This is a genomic window from Dactylosporangium sp. NPDC050588 (assembly GCF_040654975.1).
In the GTDB taxonomy this organism is placed as follows: Bacteria; Actinomycetota; Actinomycetes; order Mycobacteriales; family Micromonosporaceae; genus Dactylosporangium; species Dactylosporangium maewongense.
The window spans coordinates 87,909-109,188 of record NZ_JBFAJA010000032.1 but is presented as its reverse complement, the minus strand read 5'-3'; the positions used below and the strand labels follow the sequence as shown (position 1 = coordinate 109,188).

The window sequence follows — 21,280 nt, the reverse complement described above, 5'->3', positions numbered from 1 at the left end:
CGAAGCGGAGGTGGCGAAATGAGCATCGGTGGAACGCTGAAAGGCTTCGGCGTCACCTTCTCGCACATGTTCAAGAAGGTGGTGACCGAGGAGTACCCGGAGCAGCGCAAGCCTCCGGCCCCCCGGTACCACGGCCGGCACATCCTCAACCGGTGGCCGGACGGCCTGGAGAAGTGCATCGGCTGTGAGCTGTGCGCGTGGGCGTGCCCCGCGGACGCGATCTTCGTCGAGGGCGCCGACAACACCGAGGACGAGCGCTTCTCGCCCGGTGAGCGGTACGCCCAGACGTACCAGATCAACTACGCCCGCTGCATCTTCTGCGGCCTGTGCATCGAGGCCTGCCCGACCCGTTCGCTGACCATGAGCAACGAGTACGAGCTGGCCCGCGACAACCGGCGCGACCTCATCTTCACCAAGGAGATGCTGCTCGCGCCGCTGTTGCCGGGCATGGAGCGCCCGCCGCACGACATGCGTCTCGGTGACACCGAGAAGGACTACTACGTCGGCGCGCTCGACAACCCCGGCACGTCCGCGGGTGCCGAGCACTACAAGGGGGGTCAGGCGTGAACTACTCCCTGGAGCTGCTGGCCGCCGCGGGTGACGTGAAGGGCGGCGAGGCCGCCACCTTCTGGATCCTCGCCCCGATCGCGGTCCTCGGCGCCATCGGCATGGTCTGGGCGCGCAACGCGGTGCACTCCGCGCTGTTCCTGGTGATCACGATGATGTGCCTGGGCGTGTTCTACGTCCTGCAGGCCGGCCCGTTCATCGGCATGGTGCAGATCATCGTCTACACCGGCGCCATCATGATGCTGTTCCTGTTCGTGCTGATGCTCGTCGGCCGCGACTCCTCGGACTCGCTGATCGAGACGTTGCGCGGCCAGCGGATGGTGGCGATCCTGCTCGGCGTCGGGCTGGCCCTGCTGATGGGCATGGGGCTGTACCGCGCGCTCGGCGGGAGCGCCCCGAAGGGGCTGGCCGAGGCGAACGCGGCCGGCAACGTGACCGGCCTGGCCAGCCTCATCTTCACCAAGTACGTGTTCGTCTTCGAGGTGACCTCGGCGCTGCTGATCACGGCGGCGGTGGGCGCGATGATCCTGGCGCACATCGAGAAGCGCAAGGAAGACAAGGTCAGCCAGCCGGAGCGGATGCTCGCCCGGTTCCGGCCGGGCAACTACCCCGCGCCGAAGCCCGGCCCGGGTGTGTTCTCCACCTCCGACTCGGTGGCGACGCCCGCGCGGCTGCCCGACGGCACCCCGTCGGACCGCAGCATCTCCAAGATCCTCCCGACCCGGGAGTTGACGTCGGCAGACGTCGCACCGAAGGGGACCGAGAAGTGACACCGACGTACTACATCGTGCTGGCGTCGATCCTGTTCACGATCGGCGCGGTGGGTGTGCTCATCCGGCGCAACGCCATCGTGCTGTTCATGTGCATCGAGCTCATGCTCAACGCGGCCAACCTCGCGCTGGTCACGTTCAGCCGGATCAACGGCTCGCTCGACGGCCAGATCATGGCGTTCTTCGTCATGGTCGTCGCGGCGGCCGAGGTCGTCGTCGGCCTGGCGATCATCATGTCGATCTTCCGGACTCGACGCTCCGCAAGCGTCGACGACGCGAACCTGCTGAAGTACTAGGGAGCGGGTTGTGGAACAAATCGCCTACACGGCGGCGTCCGGGTGGCTGGGCTCGTTCTGGCTGCTCGTCGCGATCCCGCTGGCGAGCGCGGCGGTGCTGCTGCTGCTCGGCAAGCGCGCCGACCGTTGGGGACACTGGCTCGGCGTGCTCAGCGTCGCCACGTCCTTCGTGCTGGGACTGACCTACTTCTTCACGCTCCGCGGGCTGGAGAACCGCAGCGGCGTCGAGCTGAAGCTGTGGGACTACATCGGCGTCGGGGACTTCAAGGTCGAGCTGGGTCTGCTGTTCGACCCGCTGTCGGCGATGTTCGTCCTGCTGATCACGGGTGTCGGTTCGCTGATCCACCTGTACGCGGTGGGCTACATGGACCACGACCCGGGTCGCCGGAAGTTCTTCGGCTACTTCAACCTGTTCGTCGCGGCGATGCTGCTGCTGGTCCTCGGCAACAACTACGTGATGCTCTACTTCGGCTGGGAGGGCGTCGGTCTCGCGTCCTACCTGCTGATCTCGTTCTGGTACCTGCGCCCGAGCGCGGCGACCGCCGGTAAGAAGGCGTTCCTGATGAACCGCGTCGGTGACGCCGGTTTCGCGATCGCCATCTTCATGATGTTCGCCTACCTCGGCACGGTCGACTACGCCGAGGTCTTCAACAACGTCGACAAGCTCAGCGGCGGCGTGATCCTGACCATGGCGCTCCTGCTGCTGCTCGGCGCGGCCGGCAAGTCCGGCCAGTTCCCGTTGCAGGCCTGGCTCCCGGACGCCATGGAGGGCCCGACCCCGGTGTCGGCGCTCATCCACGCCGCCACGATGGTCACCGCCGGCGTCTACCTGGTCGCCCGGTCGCACGCGATCTTCGACGCCAACTCCACGGCGCAGACGGTCGTGGTCGCGGTCGGCGCGCTGACGCTGCTGATGGGCTGCATCATCGGCACCGCCAAGGACGACATCAAGCGGGTCCTCGCCTGGTCGACGGTCAGCCAGATCGGCTACATGTTCCTGGGTGTCGGGCTCGGCGGCGCCGCCTACGCGCTCGCCCTGATCCACCTGCTCGCGCACGGCTTCTTCAAGGCCGGCATGTTCCTCGGCGCCGGTTCGGTCATGCACGGGATGCACGACCAGACCGACATCCGCCGCTTCGGCGGGCTGTGGAAGTACATGAAGATCACCTGGGTCACGTTCGGCCTCGGCTGGCTGGCCATCATCGGCATTCCGCCGCTGTCGGGCTTCTTCTCCAAGGAGCCGATCATCGTCGCGGCGTTCGAGCGCGAGGGCTGGACGGCGTGGCTGTTCGGCGGCGCGGCCCTGCTGGGCGCCGGTCTGACCGCGTTCTACATGACCAGGCTCTTCTGGCTGACGTTCCACGGCCCGGAGCGGTGGACCGACGACATCCGGCACCCGCACGAGTCGCCGAAGATCATGACGATCCCGCTGATCCTGCTGGCGGTCGGCTCGGTCGGTGCCGGCTATCTGCTGTCGACGTCGGTGCCCGAGTGGCTGACCCCGGTGTACGGCAGCGAGCACGTCGAGCACGAGCCGGTCATGGGCCACACGCTGATCACGATCCTGTCGATCGTGGTGACGCTCGCCGGTGTCGGCCTGGCGGTCGCGCTGTTCAACAAGGGCACCGCCCTGCAGGAGCAGCCGGCCGGCGTGCTGGTCACCGCGGCCCGCAAGAACCTCTACACCGACTCGTTCAACGAGGCGGTCTTCGAGGCGCCCGGCCGCTACCTGACCCGTGCGCTGGTCTACCTCGACAACCGCGGCATCGACGGGCTGGTCAACGGCCTCGCCGCGGGCGTGGGCGGCGGCTCCGGCCGGCTCCGCCGGGCGCAGACCGGTTTCGTGCGCTCCTATGCCCTGTCCATCCTTGGAGGCGCGGTGCTCGTGGTGGCCGCCATGCTGGCGGTGACGTTCGGATGAGCTCCTTTCCGTACCTGACCGTGCTCACGGTCGCGCCGCTCGTCGGCGCCGCCGGGATCGCGTTCCTGCCGAAGGACAAGCCGGAGCTGGCCAAACGCGCCGCGTTCGGCTGGTCGCTGCTGATCCTGGCGCTGACCGTCGGGCTGTGGCTGCAGTTCAAGCCCGACGGCGAGCGGTTCCAGTTCCGCGAGTCGTACACCTGGATCCCGCAGTGGGGCGCCAAGTTCACGTTCGCGGTCGACGGCATCGCCCTGGTGATGGTCGCGCTGATCGCGCTGCTGGTGCCGCTGGTCGTGCTCGCCTCGTGGCACGACGCCGACAAGAGCAAGCGGTCGGTGCCGGCGTACTTCGCGCTGCTGCTGGCCCTCGAATCCACGATGATCGGCGTCTTCGCCGCGCAGGACGTGTTCCTGTTCTACGTGTTCTTCGAGGTCATGCTCGTGCCGATGTACTTCCTCATCGGCTCCTACGGCGGTCACCAGAAGCAGTACGCGGCCGTCAAGTTCTTCCTGTACTCCCTCGTCGGCGGCCTGTTCATGCTCGCCGCCGTGGTCGGGCTGTGGGTGCTGGGCGGGCACACCTTCGACTGGCAGACGCTGGTGTCCGCGGACTTCAGCGTCACCGCCGAGCGGTGGCTGTTCCTCGGCTTCTTCCTGGCGTTCGCGATCAAGGCGCCGTTCTTCCCGTTCCACACCTGGCTGCCCGACGCCGGTGGCGCCGCGCAGGCCGGCTCGGCGGCGCTGCTCGTCGGCGTCATGGACAAGGTCGGCACGTTCGGCATCCTGCGCTACTGCCTGCCGCTGTTCCCCAACGCCTCGAAGTACTTCGCCTGGCTGGGGCTGACGCTCGCGCTGGTCGGCATCGTGTACGGCGCGCTGGTGGCGATCGGTCAGCAGGACCTGAAGCGGCTGGTCTCCTACACGTCGATCGCCCACTTCGGCTTCATCGGCATCGGCATCTTCGCCTTCACCACCCAGGCGGGCACCGGCGCCGTGCTGTACATGGTCAACCACGGCCTCGCGACCGGCCTGCTCTTCCTGGTCGTCGGCATGCTGGTCAGCCGGCGCGGCAGCGCCCTGGTGAGCGACTTCGGCGGCGCCGGCAAGCTCGTGCCGGTCCTCGCCGGCGTCTTCTTCATCGCCGGTCTCGCCTCGCTCGCACTGCCCGGCACCTCGCCGTTCGTCTCCGAGTTCCTGGTGCTGATCGGCACGTTCACGGTGAACAAGACGGTGGCCGTCATCGCCACCGCCGGCATCATCCTGGCCGCCGGCTACGTGCTCTGGATGATCCAGCGCACCACGCAGGGCACCACGAACCCGAAGCTGCTCGAGATCAAGGCGATGACCCGCGACCTGTCGCTGCGTGAGGCCGTCGTCGTCACGCCGCTGATCGTGCTGATCCTGGTGCTCGGCTTCTACCCGAAGCCGGTCATCGACGTGATCAACCCGGCGATCAAGGCGACGATGACGGACATGCACGTCACCGACCCGAAAGCCACCGCAGGCACCGTGGAGGCCGGCAAGTGAACGACAAACTCCAACTGCCGCACCTGGATTACGCGGCCCTGTCGCCGATGCTGATCCTCTTCGGCGTCGCGTGCGTCGGCGTGCTCGTCGAGGGCTTCGTACCCCGGCGGATCAGGCACACCGTGCAGCTCTCGCTGTCGCTGCTCGGCATGGTCGCCGCGCTCGTCATGGTGATCAACCAGGGCAGCAAGGAGGTGCTCACGGCGCACACCGCGGTCGCCATCGACAAGCCGGGCCTGTTCCTGTCGGCGTCGGTGATCGTCCTCGGCATCGTGTCGCTGCTGCTGATCGGGGAGCGGACGCTGGAGACCGGCGGCGCGTTCGTCGCGCAGGCCGCGGTCACCGCCAACACGGACGCCGACCGCGACCAGGCCACCCGCACCGCCGGCGCCACCGAGGTCTTCCCGCTGGCGATGTTCGCGTTCGGCGGCATGCTGCTCTTCTGCACGGCCAACGACCTGCTGGTCATGTTCGTGGCGCTCGAGGTCTTCTCGCTGCCGCTGTACCTGCTGTGCGCCCTCGCCCGCCGCCGGCGGCTGCTCTCGCAGGAGGCCGCGCTCAAGTACTTCCTGCTCGGCTCGTTCGCCTCGGCGTTCTTCCTCTTCGGCATCGCGCTGATCTACGGGTACGCCGGCCAGGTCGACTTCAAGGCGATCGACACCGCGATCCAGAGCTCCGCCAACGACGACATCCTGCTCTACGTCGGCCTGGCGATGCTGTCGATCGGCCTGCTCTTCAAGGCCGCCGCGGTCCCGTTCCACGTGTGGACCCCGGACGTCTACCAGGGCGCGCCGACCCCGGTCACCGCGCTCATGGCGGCCTGCACCAAGGTGGCCGCGTTCGGCGGTCTGCTGCGGCTGGTCAACGTCGGCTTCTCCCGCACCGAGTGGGCGCTGCAGGACGTGCTCGGCACCGTGGCGGTCATCACGATGCTCGTCGGCGCGATCCTGGCCGTCACGCAGACCGACATCAAGCGCCTGCTCGCCTACTCGTCGATCGCCAACGCCGGCTACCTGCTCGTCGGTGTCCTCGCGTTCGGCAAGGGTGTCTCCAGCTCGATGTTCTACCTGGTCGCCTACGGCTTCACGGTGCTCGCCGCGTTCGCCGTGGTGACCCTGGTCCGCGACGCCGACGGCGAGGCGACCCACCTGTCCCGCTGGGCCGGGCTCGGGAAGCGTTCGCCGCTGTATGCGACGCTCTTCACGTTCATCCTGCTGGCCTTCGCCGGACTGCCGCTGACCAGCGGTTTCACCGCGAAGTTCGGCGTCTTCGCCTCCGCCATCGACGCCGGCCAGACGTGGCTGGTGATCGCCGGCGTGGTGAGCAGCGCCATTCTGGCCTTCCCCTATCTGCGGGTGGTCGTCATGATGTGGCTGTCGGAGCCGGGCGAGACCACCCCTGCGGTGTCGATCCCGGGCGCGATGACGGCAGCGGCGCTGGTCATCGGGACCGTCGCGACCTTGGTGCTTGGTGTCGCCCCGAGCGTGCTGCTCGATGCGACCGAGCACGCCGGGGCATTCTTCGGAAAATAGCCCCGCACACCGTGACGTCCCCCGTGGCCAACCACGTGGGGACGTCGCTGTATGAAGGGCGCCGCAAGCTGATCGGACAGGCTATGGCATCGTTGGAGCTGTGGTGAGTACGGGAACCGTGCAATCGGGTGCGTCTGTCGGCCTGACTTTCGCCGATCCGGCGTTGGAAAGCAGCGTCATGGCGATCCTCAAGGACGTCGAGACGGTGCTGATCGACTCCGTCGACAGCGCCAACCCGCTGGTGACCGAGGCGGCCCGCCACCTGGTCAACGCGGGCGGCAAGCGCTTCCGCCCGCTGCTCGTGGCGCTCGCCGCGCACTTCGGCGACCCGAGCTCGCGCGACGTCGTGATGGCCGGCGCGGTGGTCGAGCTGACCCACCTCGCCACGCTCTACCACGACGATGTCATGGACGAGGCGGACGTGCGCCGCGGCGCGCCCAGCGCGAACTCGCGCTGGGGCAACTCCCTCGCCATCCTGATCGGCGACTACCTCTTCGCCCGTGCCGCCGCGTGCGCCACCGAGCTCGGCCTCGAGGCGGTCAAGATCCAGTCGAGCACGTTCTCCCGCCTCGTGCACGGCCAGGTCGCCGAGACCGCCGGCCCGATGCACGGCGAGGACGCGATCTCGCACTACCTGCGGGTCATCTCGCAGAAGACCGGCTCGCTGATCTCGACCAGCGCCCGCTTCGGCGGCATGTTCGGCGGCTGCAGCGAGGAGGAGATCGAGGCGCTCGCGACCTTCGCGGAGACCTTCGGCATCGCCTTCCAGCTGTCCGACGACCTGATCGACATCGCCAGCGAGAGCACCCAGTCGGGCAAGACGCCCGGCACCGACCTCCGCGAGGGCGTGCCGACCCTGCCGGTGCTCTACGCGCTGGCCTCCGGCGACGGCGACGCCGCGTCGATCCGCCTCCGCGAGATCCTGTCCGCGGGGCCGGTCACCGACGACGCGCTGCACGCGGAGGCCCTGGGGCTGCTCCGGGAGTCCGCGGCGCTGAAGCAGGCCCGCGAGACCGTCCGCGGCTATGCCGACCGCGCACGGGCGTCCCTGGCCCCGCTGCCGCACGTGCCGGCGCGCGTGGCCCTCGAGTCGCTCTGCGACTTCATCGCCGACCGCACCAACTGATCCCTTTCCGAAGCCCCGGGGTTGGTCATGACGACCGCACCGGGGCTTCGGCATGTCCGGCCATATTGCTCATAGCGACCTGGCGCCGGTACCTGCCCCCGCAACAACTCGCAACGGCGTGATGACAGCCAGGAGCGGCTTGGCGGAACTCGCGCGACGGTTACTCAAGCGGGCACCCATTACTTCCACAGATGACACGCGCGCAGCCTGAGCATTACTCACGCTACACGGCGTGTCGAAAGCGTGACTGCACATGACCGATGTCCAGAATGGGCCATTCATCGCTATGTGTAGAGCCGCCGGATTCCCTGACCTGGCTCCAGAAATGATCAAAGTGTTCCCTGGACCCGCTCCAGTTTCATATGGTGTGAATCCAGTTACTGCTGCGGCTGGGGAGGGCGGCGGTGCGGGATCCACAGGCCGAACCCTCGGACCTCATCCGGAGCGTTTCGAGGGCACTACGAGTCTTGGAGGCCGTGGGTCAGTCACCACGCGGCCTCACCGTGAAGCAGATCGCCAGGCGATGTGACTTCACGGTCGCTACTACCTATCACCTGGTGCGCACCCTCGCGTACGAGGGCTACGTCATCCGCCGCGAGAACGGCACCTACGTGGTCGGCCTGGAGATCGCCGACCGCTATCGGGAGCTGGTGCTCGCGTTCCGGGGGCCCAGCGCCGTCACGGACCGGCTGCGCCGCGCCGCCGCCGAGACGGGGTACAGCCACTACCTGGGGCGCTTCATCGGCGGCAGGATCGCCGTGACGGCCGCGGCCGAGGGCCCGCGGACACCGCCGCTCGACGACCTGGTGCCCGGCTACGACGAGGCCGCGCACGCGACCGCGCTGGGCAAGGCGCTGCTCGCCACGATGAGCGCCGACCAGCGGTGGCGGTTCCTGAAGGAGTACGGGATGCGCGCCTACACCTCGGCGACGCTGACCTCGCCCGAGGCGCTCGACTCCGACCTCGCCGCCGGCGACCGCCGCGGCATGCAGATCGAGATCGGCCAGTTCCGCCAGGGCCTCGCCTGCGCGGCCGTCATGGTCGTCAACGACCGCGACCCCGACCGCCGGGTCGTGCTGGCGTGCGCGCTGCCGCCCGCCGAGCTGATGTCCTCGGCGAAGGTCGTGCGGACCCGCCTGCTGGCCACCGCGCACCACCTGGCGACGGTCCTGGCCGAACAGTGAAGCGGGTGCCTCCCCCTCGTACAGGGGAGACACCCGCCACAGAGATGCGGCTCAGACGCCGATGTTGCGGCCGTCCACCCGCCACGCCACCGCGACGCCGGGCTTGGCGAAGTCGCCGTCGGGCCAGTTGGACGCCGGCTTCTCGATCGAGGCGCCGGTGATCTCACCCGGGTGCTGCACCGCGACGAACGCGCTCTTGTTGTCGCCGTGGATCCACGGGCCGCAGGTCTCGGCGCCGTAGGGCACCGTCAGGAACTGCTTCAGGTGGCCCTTCTCCGGACCCTCGAGCGGCACCGCGAACAGGCCGTCGTTGGTGCCGAGCGCGTTGCCGTCCGTGGAGATCCACAGGTTGCCGGCGCCGTCGAACGCGACGTTGTCGGGGCAGGAGATCGGCGACACCTGGGCCTTGTCGAAGCCCATGAAGTAGGTCGCCGGGTCCTTCGGGTCACCGCAGACGATCGGGATCGTCCAGGTGAACGTCGTGCCCGTGTGGTCGCCCTTGTCCTCGGTGATCTCGAAGATGTGGCCGTGCTTGTTGTTCGTGCGCGGGTTCGCCTCGTCGGCGGGCGCCTTGCCGGCCGGGCCGCGCGCGGTGTTGTTCGTCAGCGCGACGTAGATCTTGCCGGTCTTCGGGTTGGGCTCGACGTCCTCGGGGCGGTCCATCTTGGTCGCGCCGACCGCGTCACCCGCGAGGCGCGTGAAGATCAGCACCTCCTCGACCGACATGCCGGGGACCTGCGACTTGCCGTCCTTGACCAGCGCGACCCACTCGCCGGTGCCGTTGAACGCGCCGTCGGCGGGCAGCTTGCCACTGCCGTCGATCTCCGCCGCCGACGTGAAGCCGAGCTTCGCCACGTACAGCGAACCCGACTCCAGCAGCGTCAGGTTGTGCCGGCGGGCGAAGTAGGACTTCCCGCTGTCGAACTTCTTGTCCGACACGAACTTGTACAGGTAGTCGAAGCGCTCGTCGTCGCCCATGTATGCCACGGCCTTGCCGTTCTTGGCGATGATGATGTTGGCGCCCTCGTGCTTCACGCGGCCCAGCGCGGTGTGCTTGCGCGGGGTGGAGCCCGGCGTGAACGGGTCGATCTCGACGACCCAGCCGAAGCGGTTGGCCTCGTTCGGGTTCTTCGTCAGGTCGAAGCGGGCGTCGGCGCGGTCCCACTTGCGGCTGCCCGACGGGTAGTGGTTGACCGTGTCGATGCCGTACCGGTTGAACCGGGTCTTCGCCGGCTCGACGGCGGTCTCGGCGCCGACGAAGTACTGGTTGAAGTTCTCCTCGCCCGACAGGATCGTGCCCCATGGGGTCACGCCGCCGGCGCAGTTGTTGAGCGTGCCGATGACGTCGCGGCCCGACGGGTCCGCCGCGGTCTTCAGCAGGGCGTGGCCGGCCGCGGGGCCGGTCATCTTGAAGTGCGTCGCCAGTGCGGTGATCCGGCGGTTGTACCGCCGCCACCCGCGGGAAACCGGGGTCCAGCGGCCCGAGTCGCCGACCCGCTCCAGCTCGACCACCGACATGCCGTGCGCCGCCATCGCGGTGCGCAGCTGCTCGACCGACAGCCCGTCGATGCCCGGGAAGTTCGGGAACATCAGGTCTTCGTTGGTGTACTCGTGGTTGCACACGAGCAGCGCCCGCTCGCCCCGGCGGTCCAGCGGCAGCACCGCGACGAAGTCGTTGTTGTAGCCGAACTGCTTGGACTGCGCGTCGGCGGACTGCTTCGCGACGTTGAACCGCGGCGCGCCCGGCACGACCTCGTCGCCCCACTTGATGACGACGGCGTGGTCGTACCCGTTGGGGACGACGATGCCGTCGACCTGGTTGGGCGTGACCGCCTTGAACGTCAGCTGCGACGGCTCGGGGCTCTTCGCCGCGAACGTGTCGACCTCGGGCACCACCACGTCAGGCTCGACGGCCTCCCCGGCCGGCGCGGCGAACGCGGGCGTCCCGACGGCGGCTCCCGCCCCGGCCAGACCCAGCACCAGCGCGCCGGCGCGCATGACGCCCCGCCGCGACACCGCGTTCACCTGGTCGGTGAAGTACGGGTTGTCGGACTGGTTCGGCACCGGGTGCTCGCAGGCGTTGCCGCAGCGGTACAGGCAGGTCATGCGGTCACGGCCGCCGTGCGTCACGTTGGCCGCGCCGATGAACGGTAACGGCCGGCGATGGGTATCCGACATTACGGACTCCTGATCCTGATCAGCGACGGGGGATGACACGCGACCCTAGGGATGTCGGGTGAATGACATGTGACGCCGCCTTGAACCGCTGTGCGTATTAGTGCGTAGAAGCCAGTGGAAGGGATGCGGATAGTGCCAAAGCGTGAGTACAGACGATGCTGACCTGCTGCTGAAGGCGCTCCACAAGGAGCATGGAGACGCGCTGCTCGCCCACGCGCTGCGACTGACCGGCGGAGACCGTCAACGGGCCGAGGACCTCGTGCAGGAGACCCTGCTGCGGGCCTGGCAACACCCGGAGGCGCTCGACCCGGCGCGCGGCTCGGTGCGGGCCTGGCTCTTCACCACCGCTCGGAACCTTGCCATCGATGCGTGGCGGCGACGCTCCGCGCGGGTCGGCGAGGTCTTCACCGACCAGCTGCCGGAGGCTCCGGTCGCGGTCGACGAGACCGAGCGCGCGGTGGAGTCCTGGGTCCTGGCGGAGGCACTGAACCGGCTTTCCCGACCGCACCGCGAGGTCCTGGTGGAGTGCTTCTACCAGGGACGTTCGGTCGCTGAGGCGGCCGAACGACTGGGCGTGCCCCCGGGCACCGTCAAGTCGCGGACCTACTACGCACTGCGTTCGCTGAAGGTCGTCCTGGAGGAGTTGGGGGTGGGCAATGAGGTGTGAACACCTCCATGACTCGGCCGTGTACGTGCTCGGGGCGCTGTCGTCCGAGGAGCGCGACGCGTATGAGCGGCACCTGGCGGGCTGTGCGGAGTGCCAGGCGGAGGTGGCGGAGTTCGGCGACCTGCCGGAGCTGCTCGGCAAGCTCGATCCTGGCGTCGCTTCGTGGGCCGGTCCCTCGGCTGTGCCGCCGTCCTCGCCCGCGTCTTCGTCTTCGTCTCCGGACCTGTCGTGGGCCGGTCCGTCAGTCGCGTCTTCGTCTTCGCCTTCGTCTTCGTCTTTGCCGGACGCTTCGTGGGCTGGTCCGTCCGCCGTTCCTGCGCCGGCCGATGCTTCGGGGGTTGATCCGCTGCTGCCGCGGGTGCTCGACCGGGCGCGGCGCAGCCGGCGCACCGAGCGGCGCCGCCGTCGCTGGCAGACCGCGGGGACGGCGCTCGTCGCCGCCTGCCTGGGCGTGCTCGCGGTGCTCGGGGTGCGGTCCGCGGGGTTCGGCCAGCCCGACTTCGTCGCCATGCAGGAGGTCGCGGCGACGGTACCGGTGACCGCCAGCCTCGCGCTCGAAGGGCTCGACGACGGCACCCTCGTGCGGATGCGGTGCGCGTACAAGCCCGCTGGTGGCTACGGCAAGTGGACGTACAAGCTCTACGTCGTGCCGAAGTCCGGCGAACCCGAGGAGCTCGACTCGTGGACCGCCGGCGCCGGCGACGAGTACGAGCTCAAGGCGCACAGCCAGTTCCGGCGCGACAACATCCAGAAGATCGAGATCCGCGGGGCGGACGGCACGGCCCTGCTCGCCCTCGACGCCTGACCTTCGTCGTCTGACTCACACCGCTTCACGGACGGCGGTCGCCGGTTCCTTCACGGCGGCCGCCCTTCGCTTGTGGCTGTGCCGGATCGCGTCGGCGGTGAAGATCGCGAGCGCGCACCACACGATGGCGAACCCGGCCAGCCGCACCGGCGGCATCGGCTCGTGGAACACCAGCACGCCCAGCAGCAGCTGCAGCGTCGGCGTCAGGTACTGCAGGATCCCGAGACCCGACAGCGGCACCCGGTTCGCCGCCTCCGCGAACAGCAGCAACGGCACCGCGGTCAGCAGGCCGCTGCCCGCCAGCATGATCGTGTGCCAGGCCGACACCGTGCCGAACGTCTCCTGGTGCCGGCTCGCCAGCCACGCCAGGAACGCGAGCGCCGGCAGCGTCAGCACCGCCGACTCCAGGAACAGCCCCTCACCGGCGGGCAGCCCGAGCCGCTTCTTGATCAGGCTGTACGTCCCGAACGACCCGGCCAGCGTCAGCGCGATCCACGGCAACCGCCCGTTGTCCACGCTCAGCACGACGACGGCGACCAGGCCGACGCCGAGCGCGACCCACTGCAGCCGCCGCAGCCGCTCGCGCAGCACCAGCACGCCGAGCAGGATCACGAACAGCGGGTTGATGAAGTACCCCAGTGACGCCTCGACCACGTGATCGGTGTCGACGGCGAAGATGTAGACACCCCAGTTGACGGCGATGAACACCGCCGCCGCGGCGATCCCGGCGAGCCGCTTGCCGTCCTTGACCAGCGCCTTCAGGGTCTTCCACCGCGCCAGCACGGTCAGCAGCACCGCCACCGAGATCAGCGACCACACGATCCGGTGCGCGAGCACCTCCACCGCCCCCGCCGGCCGCAGCGCCCGGAAGTACAGCGGGAACACGCCCCACATGATGTTGGCGGACAATGCGGACAAATACCCACGGCGCAGCGGTTCCACGCCTCTTACCGTAAGGGGCGGTCGGCCAATCGCCCCTCACCGGGTCGTCCGCCTACCTGTAGTTGCGGGGGTAGTACTGCTGCTGCCGGGCCGGCGGGGGCTGCCGGCGCTGGTTGCGGTCCTTGTCGCCACCGTCGGGGATCACGAGGTTGATGATCCAGCTGACGACCCCGATGAACAGCGCCCCGAGCACCGCCGACGGCCAGAAGTTCTCGACGTGGAACGCCAGGTCCACCTGCTCGGCGATCCAGCTCGTCAGCATCAACAGCAGCCCGTTGACGACCAGCGAGATCAGCCCGAGCGTCAGCAGATACGCCCAGCACCCAATAGTCTTGATGATCGGGCGCAACACCGCATTGACGATCCCGAAGATCGCGGCGACGACGAGCACGGTGAGCACCGTCCGCCCAGTCGTCCCCTCAACAGTGATGCCCGGGATCACCAGCGTTGCCAGCCACACCGTGAACGCACTCACGCCGAGCCGGATCAGGATTCCCATGCGGGTGATCGTGCCACGCCCCACCAAGGTGGTGCTAGCTGCGACGCTGTACTTCCGCCGCTGCACTTCCGCCCCACCGCTGCGCGGCGGGTCCCGGCGGGGCTTCCCACCCGACCGCTGTGCTGCCGCCCCACCGCTGTCGCGGCGGGTCCCGGCGGGGATTCTCACCCGCACCCCAATGCTCGCTGCGCTCGCACCGCCTGCCACGCTGCGCTTACTGCGCGCCTACGGCGCGAGGCGGCGGCTTCCGCGCATGCGCGGCGCGTCAGGGGCCGGCGTCCGCCGTGCCCCATGATCCCGTGCGGTTCTGGTAGCCAGGACCACCACAACCATTCGGGATCATGGCGAACCGCCCTGCCCCCAATCCGTCCAGCCATCGACCCTCGCCGTTGCCCAGCCGGCTGCACCGAGCAAGCGCTGACGGCCGTCAAGCCCGACCGGGACGCGGAGAGCTGGTGCATCCTGGTGCCCCCTCTGCACACCTCCACGGCCCGGGCGTTGCGGTGCCCGGGAAGCGTTGGTGGATTGAAGCTCGGGGGAATAGGCGACTCCTGCATCTGGACCAGGGACATCGGCGGCGACAGTGGCATTGCTCGGATCAAGGGTTCGAGAAGGACGAGGCCGGCGTGGTGGCCGCGACGTGGCGTTGTTGAGTTCGTCGATGGTGGTAGCGGCTGTTGGGTCGGATGGGTGTGCTATGCGCAAGGTGGCTCTGATCAGCGGATAGGGCGGCCGGCGAGTTGGAGTTTCGGTGGGGGCTCGGTTCGAGACGACGTGCGTTCCTGGCGGGTCTGAACGCGGCGAGGTGTGGGGGCCGCGATGTGGCGTCGTGGAGTTCGTGGATGGTGGTAGCGGTCACGGTCCGTCGGGTCAGGACGGGAGTTGCCACGCGCAAGGTGGCCTGGATCAGCGGGTGGGGCGGCCGATGAGCTGGAGCTCGATGGGGGTTGGGGACAGGTGGGTCCAGCGGAGGGTGTGGTGGTTGATCACGGTGCCGAGCATCTCGGGTGGGATGCGGGTCAGCCAGGAGGCTGAAGCGGTCAGGCCGAGGACGTCGGTGGCGATGGTGGCCTCGGCTGGGGTCAGGGGCTGAAGGAAGACGAGGTCGGCCTCGGTCAGCAGGTCGGCATCGGCGAGCGTCAGCCCGTCACGGATCACGAGCGTGGCGCGCCAAGCGGACTCGGTTGAGATGGCCGGGAAGCCGGCTCCGACAACGAGATCTGCGTCAGGGCCATCGACGGGAGTGGGAGTGAAGCCGGTCGACGGCGTGGGTGTGGATGCGGGCGCGGGTGTGGGGCCGTTGGCGGGAGCAGAGATAGCGGCCGGCCCGAAGCTGGTGGCAGCGGATGCGGGCGCGGGTGTGTGGCTATCGGCGTGAGCAGCGTTGGCCGACCTGGAGCGGGCAGCAGGCGCGGAAGCAGGTGCCGGACGGCTCGTGTGACCAGAGGCGGCGGCGGGCCTGGAGCCGACGGTGGGGGTGGATGCGGGCGTGGGTGGGCGGCCGTCGACGTGAGGAACTGTGGCGGGGCTGGAGCCAGAACCGGATCTGGGGCTGTTGGCGTGAGCAGGGGTGGCGGCGGGCCTGGAGCCGGCGGTGGGAGTGCGGCGAGCAGCGGTCGCGGGTCGGGCGGTGGGGGCGGTGTCGAGGTCGAGGATCAGGAGTTGGGGATGGGTGGGGGTCGGGGCGGAGAGGGTGGCGGGCCGGCTTGCTGGGAGCAGGGTGATCTGCTCGCCGGTGAGGGACCGCAGGAACGGGGACCAGGTGTCGGGGCGGGACGACTGGACCGTGACGTGGGCGCCGACGGCCAGGGCGCGCAGGGTCAGGAGCTGGGCGCAGCGGGCGCCGCCGATCAGGACGGCGCGGGTGGGCTGGGCGCGGAACGGGTGGATGACGGCGGGGGCGCCGCGGCGGTCGCGGCCGAGCATCAGGCCGGCCGGGGCGGGGGTGGGCTGGAGGGAGGCCAGGTCGGCGGCGGTGACGGGTCGGGCCGGGGTGCCGTCGGGTGTCAGGTCGTCGCGGCCGGTGAGCAGGCCGGCGAGCGCGGCGGTGCTCGACGCGGCGCCGCCGCCGAGGGGGAGCGTGGCGGCCAGCCCGTCGAGCTGGGCGCCGCGCAGACGGGTGACGGCGGCGTCGTGGGTGGTGGCCAGGCGGTGCAGCGCGGCGATCGCCCGGTCCAGGGCGGCCGGAGTCAGAGCCGCGAGGCGGATCGTCAGCTCGGCGCGGCACGGGTCGTCGCCGGCGGCGGTGAGGGCGACCGTCACGGCGGCGCACGGCAGCGTCAGCAGATGTGTGGCGAACGGGCCCTCCCGCGGGCGGCGGCGCAGCCTGAACACCGCCTGGTGCAGGCCGCCGACCTCCAGGCCGCGCCTCGTCCCGCGGGTCGGCAGGCCCGGCCGCTCGCCGGCGGTCTCCGCGAGCGCGGCCGAGGCCGACGGTGCTGACAGGGGGTGGGCGGGCAGGTGGGCCTTGGTGAGCTGGCGGCACGCGCGGCGGACCGCGGCGACGAGGGTGTGCTCCAGGTCCTCGCGCTGGAAACCGCCGGCGCGGCGGGTGCGCACGCACAACAGGACCCGCTGGTGCGCGAGCACCTGGCCGTCGGTGAGCTGCCGGTAGGACACGGCGGAGGGGGACGCGTCGCGGTCGAGGGCGGCGGTCGCGCTGATCAGCAGCTGGACGCGGAGCTCCGGAAGGTCCGGGGCGGGCGGGGGCAGCAGCGTGCTCAGTGGCGGGAGCGGCGGCGGGGCGTCGCCGAGCAGGTCGGACAGGTCGCCGAGCTGGAGCATCACGGCCAGCCCGTCGGCGTCCTCCACCACGCCCGCGGCGACGCCGTCGATGTCGACGGATGTCAAGAAGGGTCGGACAGCGGTGCCACGCGAGCGGGCGAGCAGGCCGACCGGCGCCACCACCAACCCCAGGGCCCACGCCGGGTGCACCGTCCACGCCAGGACGGACAGCGCCAGCGCGGCCTGCGCCAGCACCACGTACAGGACCTTCCTCATATCGCCCCCCGCCTATGCGATCCACGGAATATCGTAAAGCGCCGGTACGACAGTTTCGGAGGGGATGCATGGCGTCGCGGCAGGACCAGCTGCATTCGTATCAGTTCATGGTCCAGCGGGTCGTGGCCGCGTTGGTCATGCGCGAGGGCGACCCGCCGAGATCGCCGTTTCGGCGCGTAGCAGGGGCAACGCTGGTCGGGGTCCTGCTCGCGGCGCTCGGCATCGGAGGCGCCGCGGCTTATGCGCTGATCGTCCCCGGCACCTCCGGCAAATGGCGCGACGAAACAGCGATCATTGTGGAGAAGGAGTCGGGCGCACTATTTGTGTATCGCGACCAACGCGTCCATCCAGTCCTGAATCAGGCGTCCGCGCTGCTCATCATCAACCGCGCCGGAGCGAAAACCGTGTCGGTCGGCAGGAAGGCGCTCGCCGAGGCGCCCCGCGGCGCGCCACTCGGCATCCCGGGTGCGCCTGCGTCGCTGCCGCCCGCGAAGAGCCTCCACCGCGGGGCATGGGCAGTCTGCGCGCAGCAGGGCGAGTCGGTGCTGTTCGTCGGCGCGAACGCGCCACGCGACGGCGCGCCGCTCGGGACCAGAGCGCTGCTGGCGAAAGGAACGACAGAAAGCCTGTACCTGGTCGTACACGGGCGAAAACACCTCATCAGACAGCCTGGGAGCGTCCTGCCCGCGCTGGTGTGGTCGGGACGCGGCCAGGCCAAGGTCGCCCAGGCGCTCCTGCACGCCATCCCATCAGGCCCTGACCTGGTCGTCCCCGACATCGCCGACCGTGGGCGCAAGGTCGCCGCGGGCACGGTCGGGCAGCTGTTCGAGGTCCGCACCGGGGACAGGGCCGACGCGTTCGTCGTGACGGCCGGCGGGCTCGCCTCGGTGACCCCGCTGCAAGCCGCGCTCCTGCAGGTCAGGCCGCAGCCGCTGACGCCGGGGGAGTTCGCCGCGCTGGTCGGGGACCGGCCCGTCCACCCGCTCGCGCCCGGCGCCGGCCTGCCCTCCGAGGTGCCTGAGCTTCTCGACGATGTCTCCGGCGTCGCGTGTACGACCAGTGAGGCCGCCATCACGACCGGCAACGCGCTGCCCGACCTCGGGGCCGCACTGCAGACGTCCTCGGCGTCGGCCTCGGGCGCGGTGCTGGCCGACCGGATCGTGGTGGCGCCGGGTGGGGGTGCGCTGGTCCGTACCGACTCCGGAAACCTCACACTGGTCACCGATCTCGGCCGCAGGCACGCCCTTCCCGTGGCGGGCGTCCTGTCCGGCCTTGGCTATCAGGGCGTGGAGCCGGTCGTCGTGCCCGGCGAGTTCGTCGCGCTGCTGCCGGCCGGACCGGCGCTCGACCCGGAGGTCGCGCTCAGTAGTTCGTGAGGATCAGGTCCGAGCTGGCCCGCGCGTCGGACCGCAGGTTGATGTCGCGGCGCGTGGCCATCGTCGTGGCGGTGAAGTCGCCGTAGATGCGACGGGTGGCGTCGGTGTCGCTGTTGGTCATGGTGATCAGGACCCCGCGTCCGGTGGCGGCCCGCATCGCGGCGGCGAGGCGCTCGTGGTCCGTGTCGCGGAACTGCCCCGGCGTGTACCGCTTGAAATCCGCGAACCCGCCCTCGGGCAGATACGGCGGGTCGAGAAACACCCAGTCGCCCGCCGCCGCCTCACGCAGCGGCTCCTCGAAATCGCACAGCCGGATGTCCACCCCGGCGAGTGCCGCCGCCGCCGCGAGCAGCGTTTCCCGGCGATAGTACGGGCGGTCGTAAGCGCCATAAGGTGCGTTGAACCCGCCCCGCCGATTGACCCGCCAAAGCCCGCGAAACGCGGTCTTGTTGAGGTAGATCACCCGGGCGGCCCGCTCGATGTCGGTCAGATCGGCGGGATTCTGCGCCCGGACCGCGGCGAACCGCTCGGCCGTGTTGGGCAGCGCGTCCAGCCGCCGCATGACCGCTTCCGGATGCGCGGCCACGGCGCGGAAACAGGCGACGAGCTCGGGATTGGCGTCTGACAGCACCGCCTTGGCCGGCCGTAACTCGAAGAACACCGCGGCACTGCCCATGAAGGGCTCCCAATAGCGCCCCGTGAACGGCGGCGCCATCGCGATCAACTGCGTCGCATACCGGGTCTTCCCACCGGCCCACTTGATGAACGACCGGCCATCCGCCACGCGCACCATCGTAAAGGAGCGGCGAAATGCCGGAAGTTATCCACAGGGAGGAATTACGTCTGGTTGCGGATCGGTGACTGCCGATACGGTCGGCGAGTCCGCGACACGAGAGACGGGGTGAGCACCGTGGCACAGACGACACAGGCGCAGCAGGCCGAGCTGCAATCGGCGGCACAACGGTTCGAGCAGGTCAACGGCGAGCTGCAGACCATGCTCAGCACGCTGATGCGCGAGCTGGAGACGACGAGGACCGGCTGGCAGGGCGCGGGCGGCCGGTCGTTCGACACGGTCAAGCAGGCATGGCACCGCGACCAGGACACGCTCAACAAGAACCTGCTGGAGACCGCCGAGGGCCTGCGCTCCGCCGGCCGCAACTACGAGGTCTCCGACTCCGACGCCGGCGCCCGCTTCCGGGGCATCGGCACCAAGCAGCTGCCGCTCTGAGCCGGGGGAGACACTCATGGACGACACATTGGTGGTCAACTTCGCCGCCATGGACCACGCCGGGCAGTCCATCCAGAGCGCGCTCAACACGCTCACCGCCCGCCTCGACGAGGTCTCACAGCTCGGCCGGCGCCTGACCGCCGGCTGGCAGGGCGAGTCCCAGCAGGCGTACGCCGCCCGCCAGGCCAACTGGGAGCGCGCCGGCGCCGACCTGGCCGCGACGCTGCGGGAGATCAAGGTCGCCCTGGACGAGTCCATGCGCCGCTACCTGGAAACGGAGCAGCGCAACAGGCACCTGTTCCCCCAGCGCTGAGGCGCCCGGAGACGGCCCGGTCCGCACCTGCTCGCGGACCGGGCCCCTGCCATGCCCGCGGCCTCGCGGTCTGCGGGCAGGTCCGACGAGCGTCGGGGGTCGGCCCCGGCGCCTTTCGGCATGCCCGACGCTCGCTGGTCTGAGGGAGAGGTCCCGAAGGGAAGCGAACGGCACGGTGCCTGGCCGGGTTCGTCAGCGGCGCGGGGTGAAGGCGGGGGCTGAGCGGTCGGGCGTGGTGTCGGTGGGTTCGGGGAGGCGTTGGAGGCCTGGGCGCCAGCGGCGGTTGCGGCCGCGGGGCAGGACGACCGCGGTCAGCAGGAGCAGCGCGGCCGCGACGGTGGTCAGGGCGGCGATGAGGAGCGTCCGGTGTTCGGCTGCGGCGCGCTCCGCTGCGTGTGCGTCCGTGGCGATCGGGGGGAGTGGCAGGCCCGAGCGGGTCGGTTGGGCGCCGGTCTCCTCTGTCAGTGCGCGGTAGGGGTTCAGCACGCCGGCGCCGTAGCCCGGGCCTGCCGTGCCGCCGTCAGCGGTTGCCGTGAGGCGGGCGGCGATCTCCTGTGCCGTCAGTTCCGGGTGGTACTGGCGGAGCAGGGCTGCCGTGGCGGCGACGTACGGCGTCGCGAAGCTCGTGCCCTCCACGGTGGCGAGGCCGCGGGGTGGGGAGGTCGTCACGACGCGGCCGCCGGGGGCAACGAGGTCGACGTGCGGGCCGGTCTGCGAGCCAGGCAGGCGCTGGCCGTCCGGGCCGATGGCGCCGACGCCGATCACACCGTCGTACGCGGCGGGGAACGGGGTCCGGTTGCCCTCCGCGAACCTGTTCCCGGCCGCGGCGACCAGGACCACGTCGCGCGACACCGCGAAGCGGACCGCCTCACGCACGCCGGGATTGTCCTGGTACGACACCAGCGACAGGTTGATCACTCCGGCGCCCAGCTCGACGGCCGACCGGATCGCCGCGGCGACGCCTGCCGGGGTGCCGCGCCGGCCGGCGGTGCTGCCGTCCTCGAGCTCGACCAGCTCGCTCACCCGGATCGCCAGGATCGTCGCGGCCGGGGCGAGGCCCCGCAGCGGTGAACCGGCGACCGGGCGCGCGGCGATGATGCCCGCCACGCCCGTGCCGTGGCCGACGCAGTCGACCAGCGAACCGCCTTCCTGGAACTGGTCTGGACCCTCCCGGACCGCGCCCTGGAGCTGCGGGTGCCCGGCGTCGACGCCCGAGTCGACGACGGCGACCGTCACGCCGTGACCGTCGGCGAGGGGGTCGAGCTTGCGGTGGTCGTACATCTGCGAAGGCCATGGAAGCGAGGTCGGGGCGGGCGCGGGTGGCCGGATCGGGGCCGGGCAGGCAGATGG

The 21,280-nt window shown here is 70.1% G+C and carries 18 protein-coding genes and 1 pseudogene; 13 read left to right on the top strand and 6 right to left on the bottom strand.

The genetic code is table 11. The features are described from left to right. Positions 1 to 18: 18 nt before the first annotated feature. From nuoI to AB0I21_RS23285, 8 genes are all read left to right on the top strand, one after another. Positions 19 to 567, top strand: a complete 549-nt coding sequence (nuoI, locus tag AB0I21_RS23320; RefSeq protein WP_360564074.1) for an NADH-quinone oxidoreductase subunit NuoI — start codon at positions 19 to 21, stop codon at positions 565 to 567. After that, complete coding sequence (locus AB0I21_RS23315; protein ID WP_360564072.1) at positions 564 to 1,337, top strand: NADH-quinone oxidoreductase subunit J; 774 nt, start codon at positions 564 to 566, stop codon at positions 1,335 to 1,337. Before nuoI ends, AB0I21_RS23315 begins: the two co-directional genes overlap by 4 nt. Beyond that, complete coding sequence (gene nuoK / locus AB0I21_RS23310; RefSeq protein WP_344509027.1) at positions 1,334 to 1,633, top strand: NADH-quinone oxidoreductase subunit NuoK; 300 nt, start codon at positions 1,334 to 1,336, stop codon at positions 1,631 to 1,633. Before AB0I21_RS23315 ends, nuoK begins: the two co-directional genes overlap by 4 nt. A gap of 10 nt (positions 1,634 to 1,643) precedes the next feature. Next, entirely contained in the window at positions 1,644 to 3,554 is a 1,911-nt protein-coding gene (gene nuoL / locus AB0I21_RS23305) for an NADH-quinone oxidoreductase subunit L (RefSeq protein ID WP_360564070.1), read from the top strand. After that, positions 3,551 to 5,080: an NADH-quinone oxidoreductase subunit M gene (locus AB0I21_RS23300; protein WP_360564069.1), complete on the top strand. Its 1,530-nt coding sequence runs from the start codon at positions 3,551 to 3,553 to the stop codon at positions 5,078 to 5,080. The genes nuoL and AB0I21_RS23300 overlap by 4 nt, the downstream gene beginning before the upstream one ends. Then, positions 5,077 to 6,612, top strand: coding sequence for an NADH-quinone oxidoreductase subunit NuoN (nuoN, locus tag AB0I21_RS23295; RefSeq protein ID WP_360564067.1), 1,536 nt, complete (start codon positions 5,077 to 5,079; stop codon positions 6,610 to 6,612). The genes AB0I21_RS23300 and nuoN overlap by 4 nt, the downstream gene beginning before the upstream one ends. Before the next feature lie 163 nt (positions 6,613 to 6,775). Then, on the top strand, positions 6,776 to 7,738 hold the full coding sequence (locus tag AB0I21_RS23290; protein ID WP_360564065.1) for a polyprenyl synthetase family protein: 963 nt from the start codon (positions 6,776 to 6,778) through the stop codon (positions 7,736 to 7,738). 404 nt (positions 7,739 to 8,142) lie between these two features. Then, positions 8,143 to 8,922 (top strand): IclR family transcriptional regulator C-terminal domain-containing protein, encoded by a 780-nt coding sequence (locus AB0I21_RS23285; RefSeq protein WP_344509037.1) that lies wholly within the window; start codon positions 8,143 to 8,145, stop codon positions 8,920 to 8,922. A 51-nt stretch (positions 8,923 to 8,973) separates the two neighbouring features. Here AB0I21_RS23285 and AB0I21_RS23280 read toward each other — a convergent pair whose 3' ends face one another. Beyond that, the gene (locus AB0I21_RS23280) at positions 8,974 to 11,100 is read right to left on the bottom strand and encodes a PhoX family phosphatase (RefSeq protein WP_360564063.1); all 2,127 of its coding nucleotides are present in this window, start codon (positions 11,098 to 11,100) and stop codon (positions 8,974 to 8,976) included. A gap of 142 nt (positions 11,101 to 11,242) precedes the next feature. Here AB0I21_RS23280 and AB0I21_RS23275 point away from each other — a divergent pair, with 142 nt between their 5' ends. Together AB0I21_RS23275 and AB0I21_RS23270 are read left to right on the top strand one after the other, a co-directional pair. Continuing rightward, a complete protein-coding gene (locus tag AB0I21_RS23275) occupies positions 11,243 to 11,767 on the top strand; it encodes a sigma-70 family RNA polymerase sigma factor (protein ID WP_360564062.1) in 525 nt (174 codons plus the stop codon). Positions 11,768 to 11,786: 19 nt separating this feature from the next. Then, positions 11,787 to 12,572, top strand: a complete 786-nt coding sequence (locus AB0I21_RS23270; protein WP_360564060.1) for a zf-HC2 domain-containing protein — start codon at positions 11,787 to 11,789, stop codon at positions 12,570 to 12,572. Positions 12,573 to 12,587: 15 nt separating this feature from the next. Here AB0I21_RS23270 and rarD read toward each other — a convergent pair whose 3' ends face one another. The 3 genes and pseudogenes from rarD to AB0I21_RS23255 form a co-directional block, all read right to left on the bottom strand. Next, on the bottom strand, positions 12,588 to 13,514 hold the full coding sequence (gene rarD, locus AB0I21_RS23265) for an EamA family transporter RarD (RefSeq protein WP_360564058.1): 927 nt from the start codon (positions 13,512 to 13,514) through the stop codon (positions 12,588 to 12,590). A gap of 139 nt (positions 13,515 to 13,653) precedes the next feature. Beyond that, positions 13,654 to 14,013: pseudogene (locus AB0I21_RS23260) on the bottom strand (phage holin family protein); the annotation flags it as partial. Between the two features lie 906 nt (positions 14,014 to 14,919). Next, positions 14,920 to 17,013: a hypothetical protein gene (locus tag AB0I21_RS23255; protein ID WP_360564056.1), complete on the bottom strand. Its 2,094-nt coding sequence runs from the start codon at positions 17,011 to 17,013 to the stop codon at positions 14,920 to 14,922. A gap of 14 nt (positions 17,014 to 17,027) precedes the next feature. Here AB0I21_RS23255 and eccB point away from each other — a divergent pair, with 14 nt between their 5' ends. Continuing rightward, the gene (gene eccB / locus AB0I21_RS23250) at positions 17,028 to 18,389 is read left to right on the top strand and encodes a type VII secretion protein EccB (protein ID WP_360564054.1); all 1,362 of its coding nucleotides are present in this window, start codon (positions 17,028 to 17,030) and stop codon (positions 18,387 to 18,389) included. On the opposite strand, the gene AB0I21_RS23245 is transcribed toward eccB, so the two are convergent. Continuing rightward, positions 18,376 to 19,173 carry a Dam family site-specific DNA-(adenine-N6)-methyltransferase gene (locus AB0I21_RS23245; RefSeq protein ID WP_360564053.1) on the bottom strand — a complete coding sequence of 266 codons (798 nt, stop codon included), beginning with the start codon at positions 19,171 to 19,173 and terminating at the stop codon, positions 18,376 to 18,378. The genes eccB and AB0I21_RS23245 overlap by 14 nt on opposite strands. A gap of 126 nt (positions 19,174 to 19,299) precedes the next feature. Here AB0I21_RS23245 and AB0I21_RS23240 point away from each other — a divergent pair, with 126 nt between their 5' ends. Beyond that, positions 19,300 to 19,617 carry a WXG100 family type VII secretion target gene (locus AB0I21_RS23240; RefSeq protein WP_360564051.1) on the top strand — a complete coding sequence of 106 codons (318 nt, stop codon included), beginning with the start codon at positions 19,300 to 19,302 and terminating at the stop codon, positions 19,615 to 19,617. A gap of 16 nt (positions 19,618 to 19,633) precedes the next feature. Continuing rightward, a complete protein-coding gene (locus AB0I21_RS23235) occupies positions 19,634 to 19,930 on the top strand; it encodes a WXG100 family type VII secretion target (protein ID WP_360564049.1) in 297 nt (98 codons plus the stop codon). A gap of 192 nt (positions 19,931 to 20,122) precedes the next feature. Here AB0I21_RS23235 and mycP read toward each other — a convergent pair whose 3' ends face one another. Continuing rightward, positions 20,123 to 21,211, bottom strand: a complete 1,089-nt coding sequence (mycP, locus tag AB0I21_RS23230; protein WP_360564047.1) for a type VII secretion-associated serine protease mycosin — start codon at positions 21,209 to 21,211, stop codon at positions 20,123 to 20,125. Positions 21,212 to 21,280 lie beyond the last annotated feature (69 nt).

What these genes read in the sequence shown, in the direction of transcription:
- nuoI (WP_360564074.1), top strand. Translation starts at nt 19, where the DNA reads ATGAGCATCGGTGGAACGCTGAAAGGCTTCGGCGTCACCTTCTCGCAC.
- AB0I21_RS23300 (WP_360564069.1), top strand. Translation starts at nt 3,551, where the DNA reads ATGAGCTCCTTTCCGTACCTGACCGTGCTCACGGTCGCGCCGCTCGTC.
- AB0I21_RS23280 (WP_360564063.1), bottom strand. Translation starts at nt 11,100, where the DNA reads ATGTCGGATACCCATCGCCGGCCGTTACCGTTCATCGGCGCGGCCAAC.
- AB0I21_RS23255 (WP_360564056.1), bottom strand. Translation starts at nt 17,013, where the DNA reads ATGAGGAAGGTCCTGTACGTGGTGCTGGCGCAGGCCGCGCTGGCGCTG.
- eccB (WP_360564054.1), top strand. Translation starts at nt 17,028, where the DNA reads ATGCGATCCACGGAATATCGTAAAGCGCCGGTACGACAGTTTCGGAGG.
- AB0I21_RS23235 (WP_360564049.1), top strand. Translation starts at nt 19,634, where the DNA reads ATGGACGACACATTGGTGGTCAACTTCGCCGCCATGGACCACGCCGGG.
- mycP (WP_360564047.1), bottom strand. Translation starts at nt 21,211, where the DNA reads ATGTACGACCACCGCAAGCTCGACCCCCTCGCCGACGGTCACGGCGTG.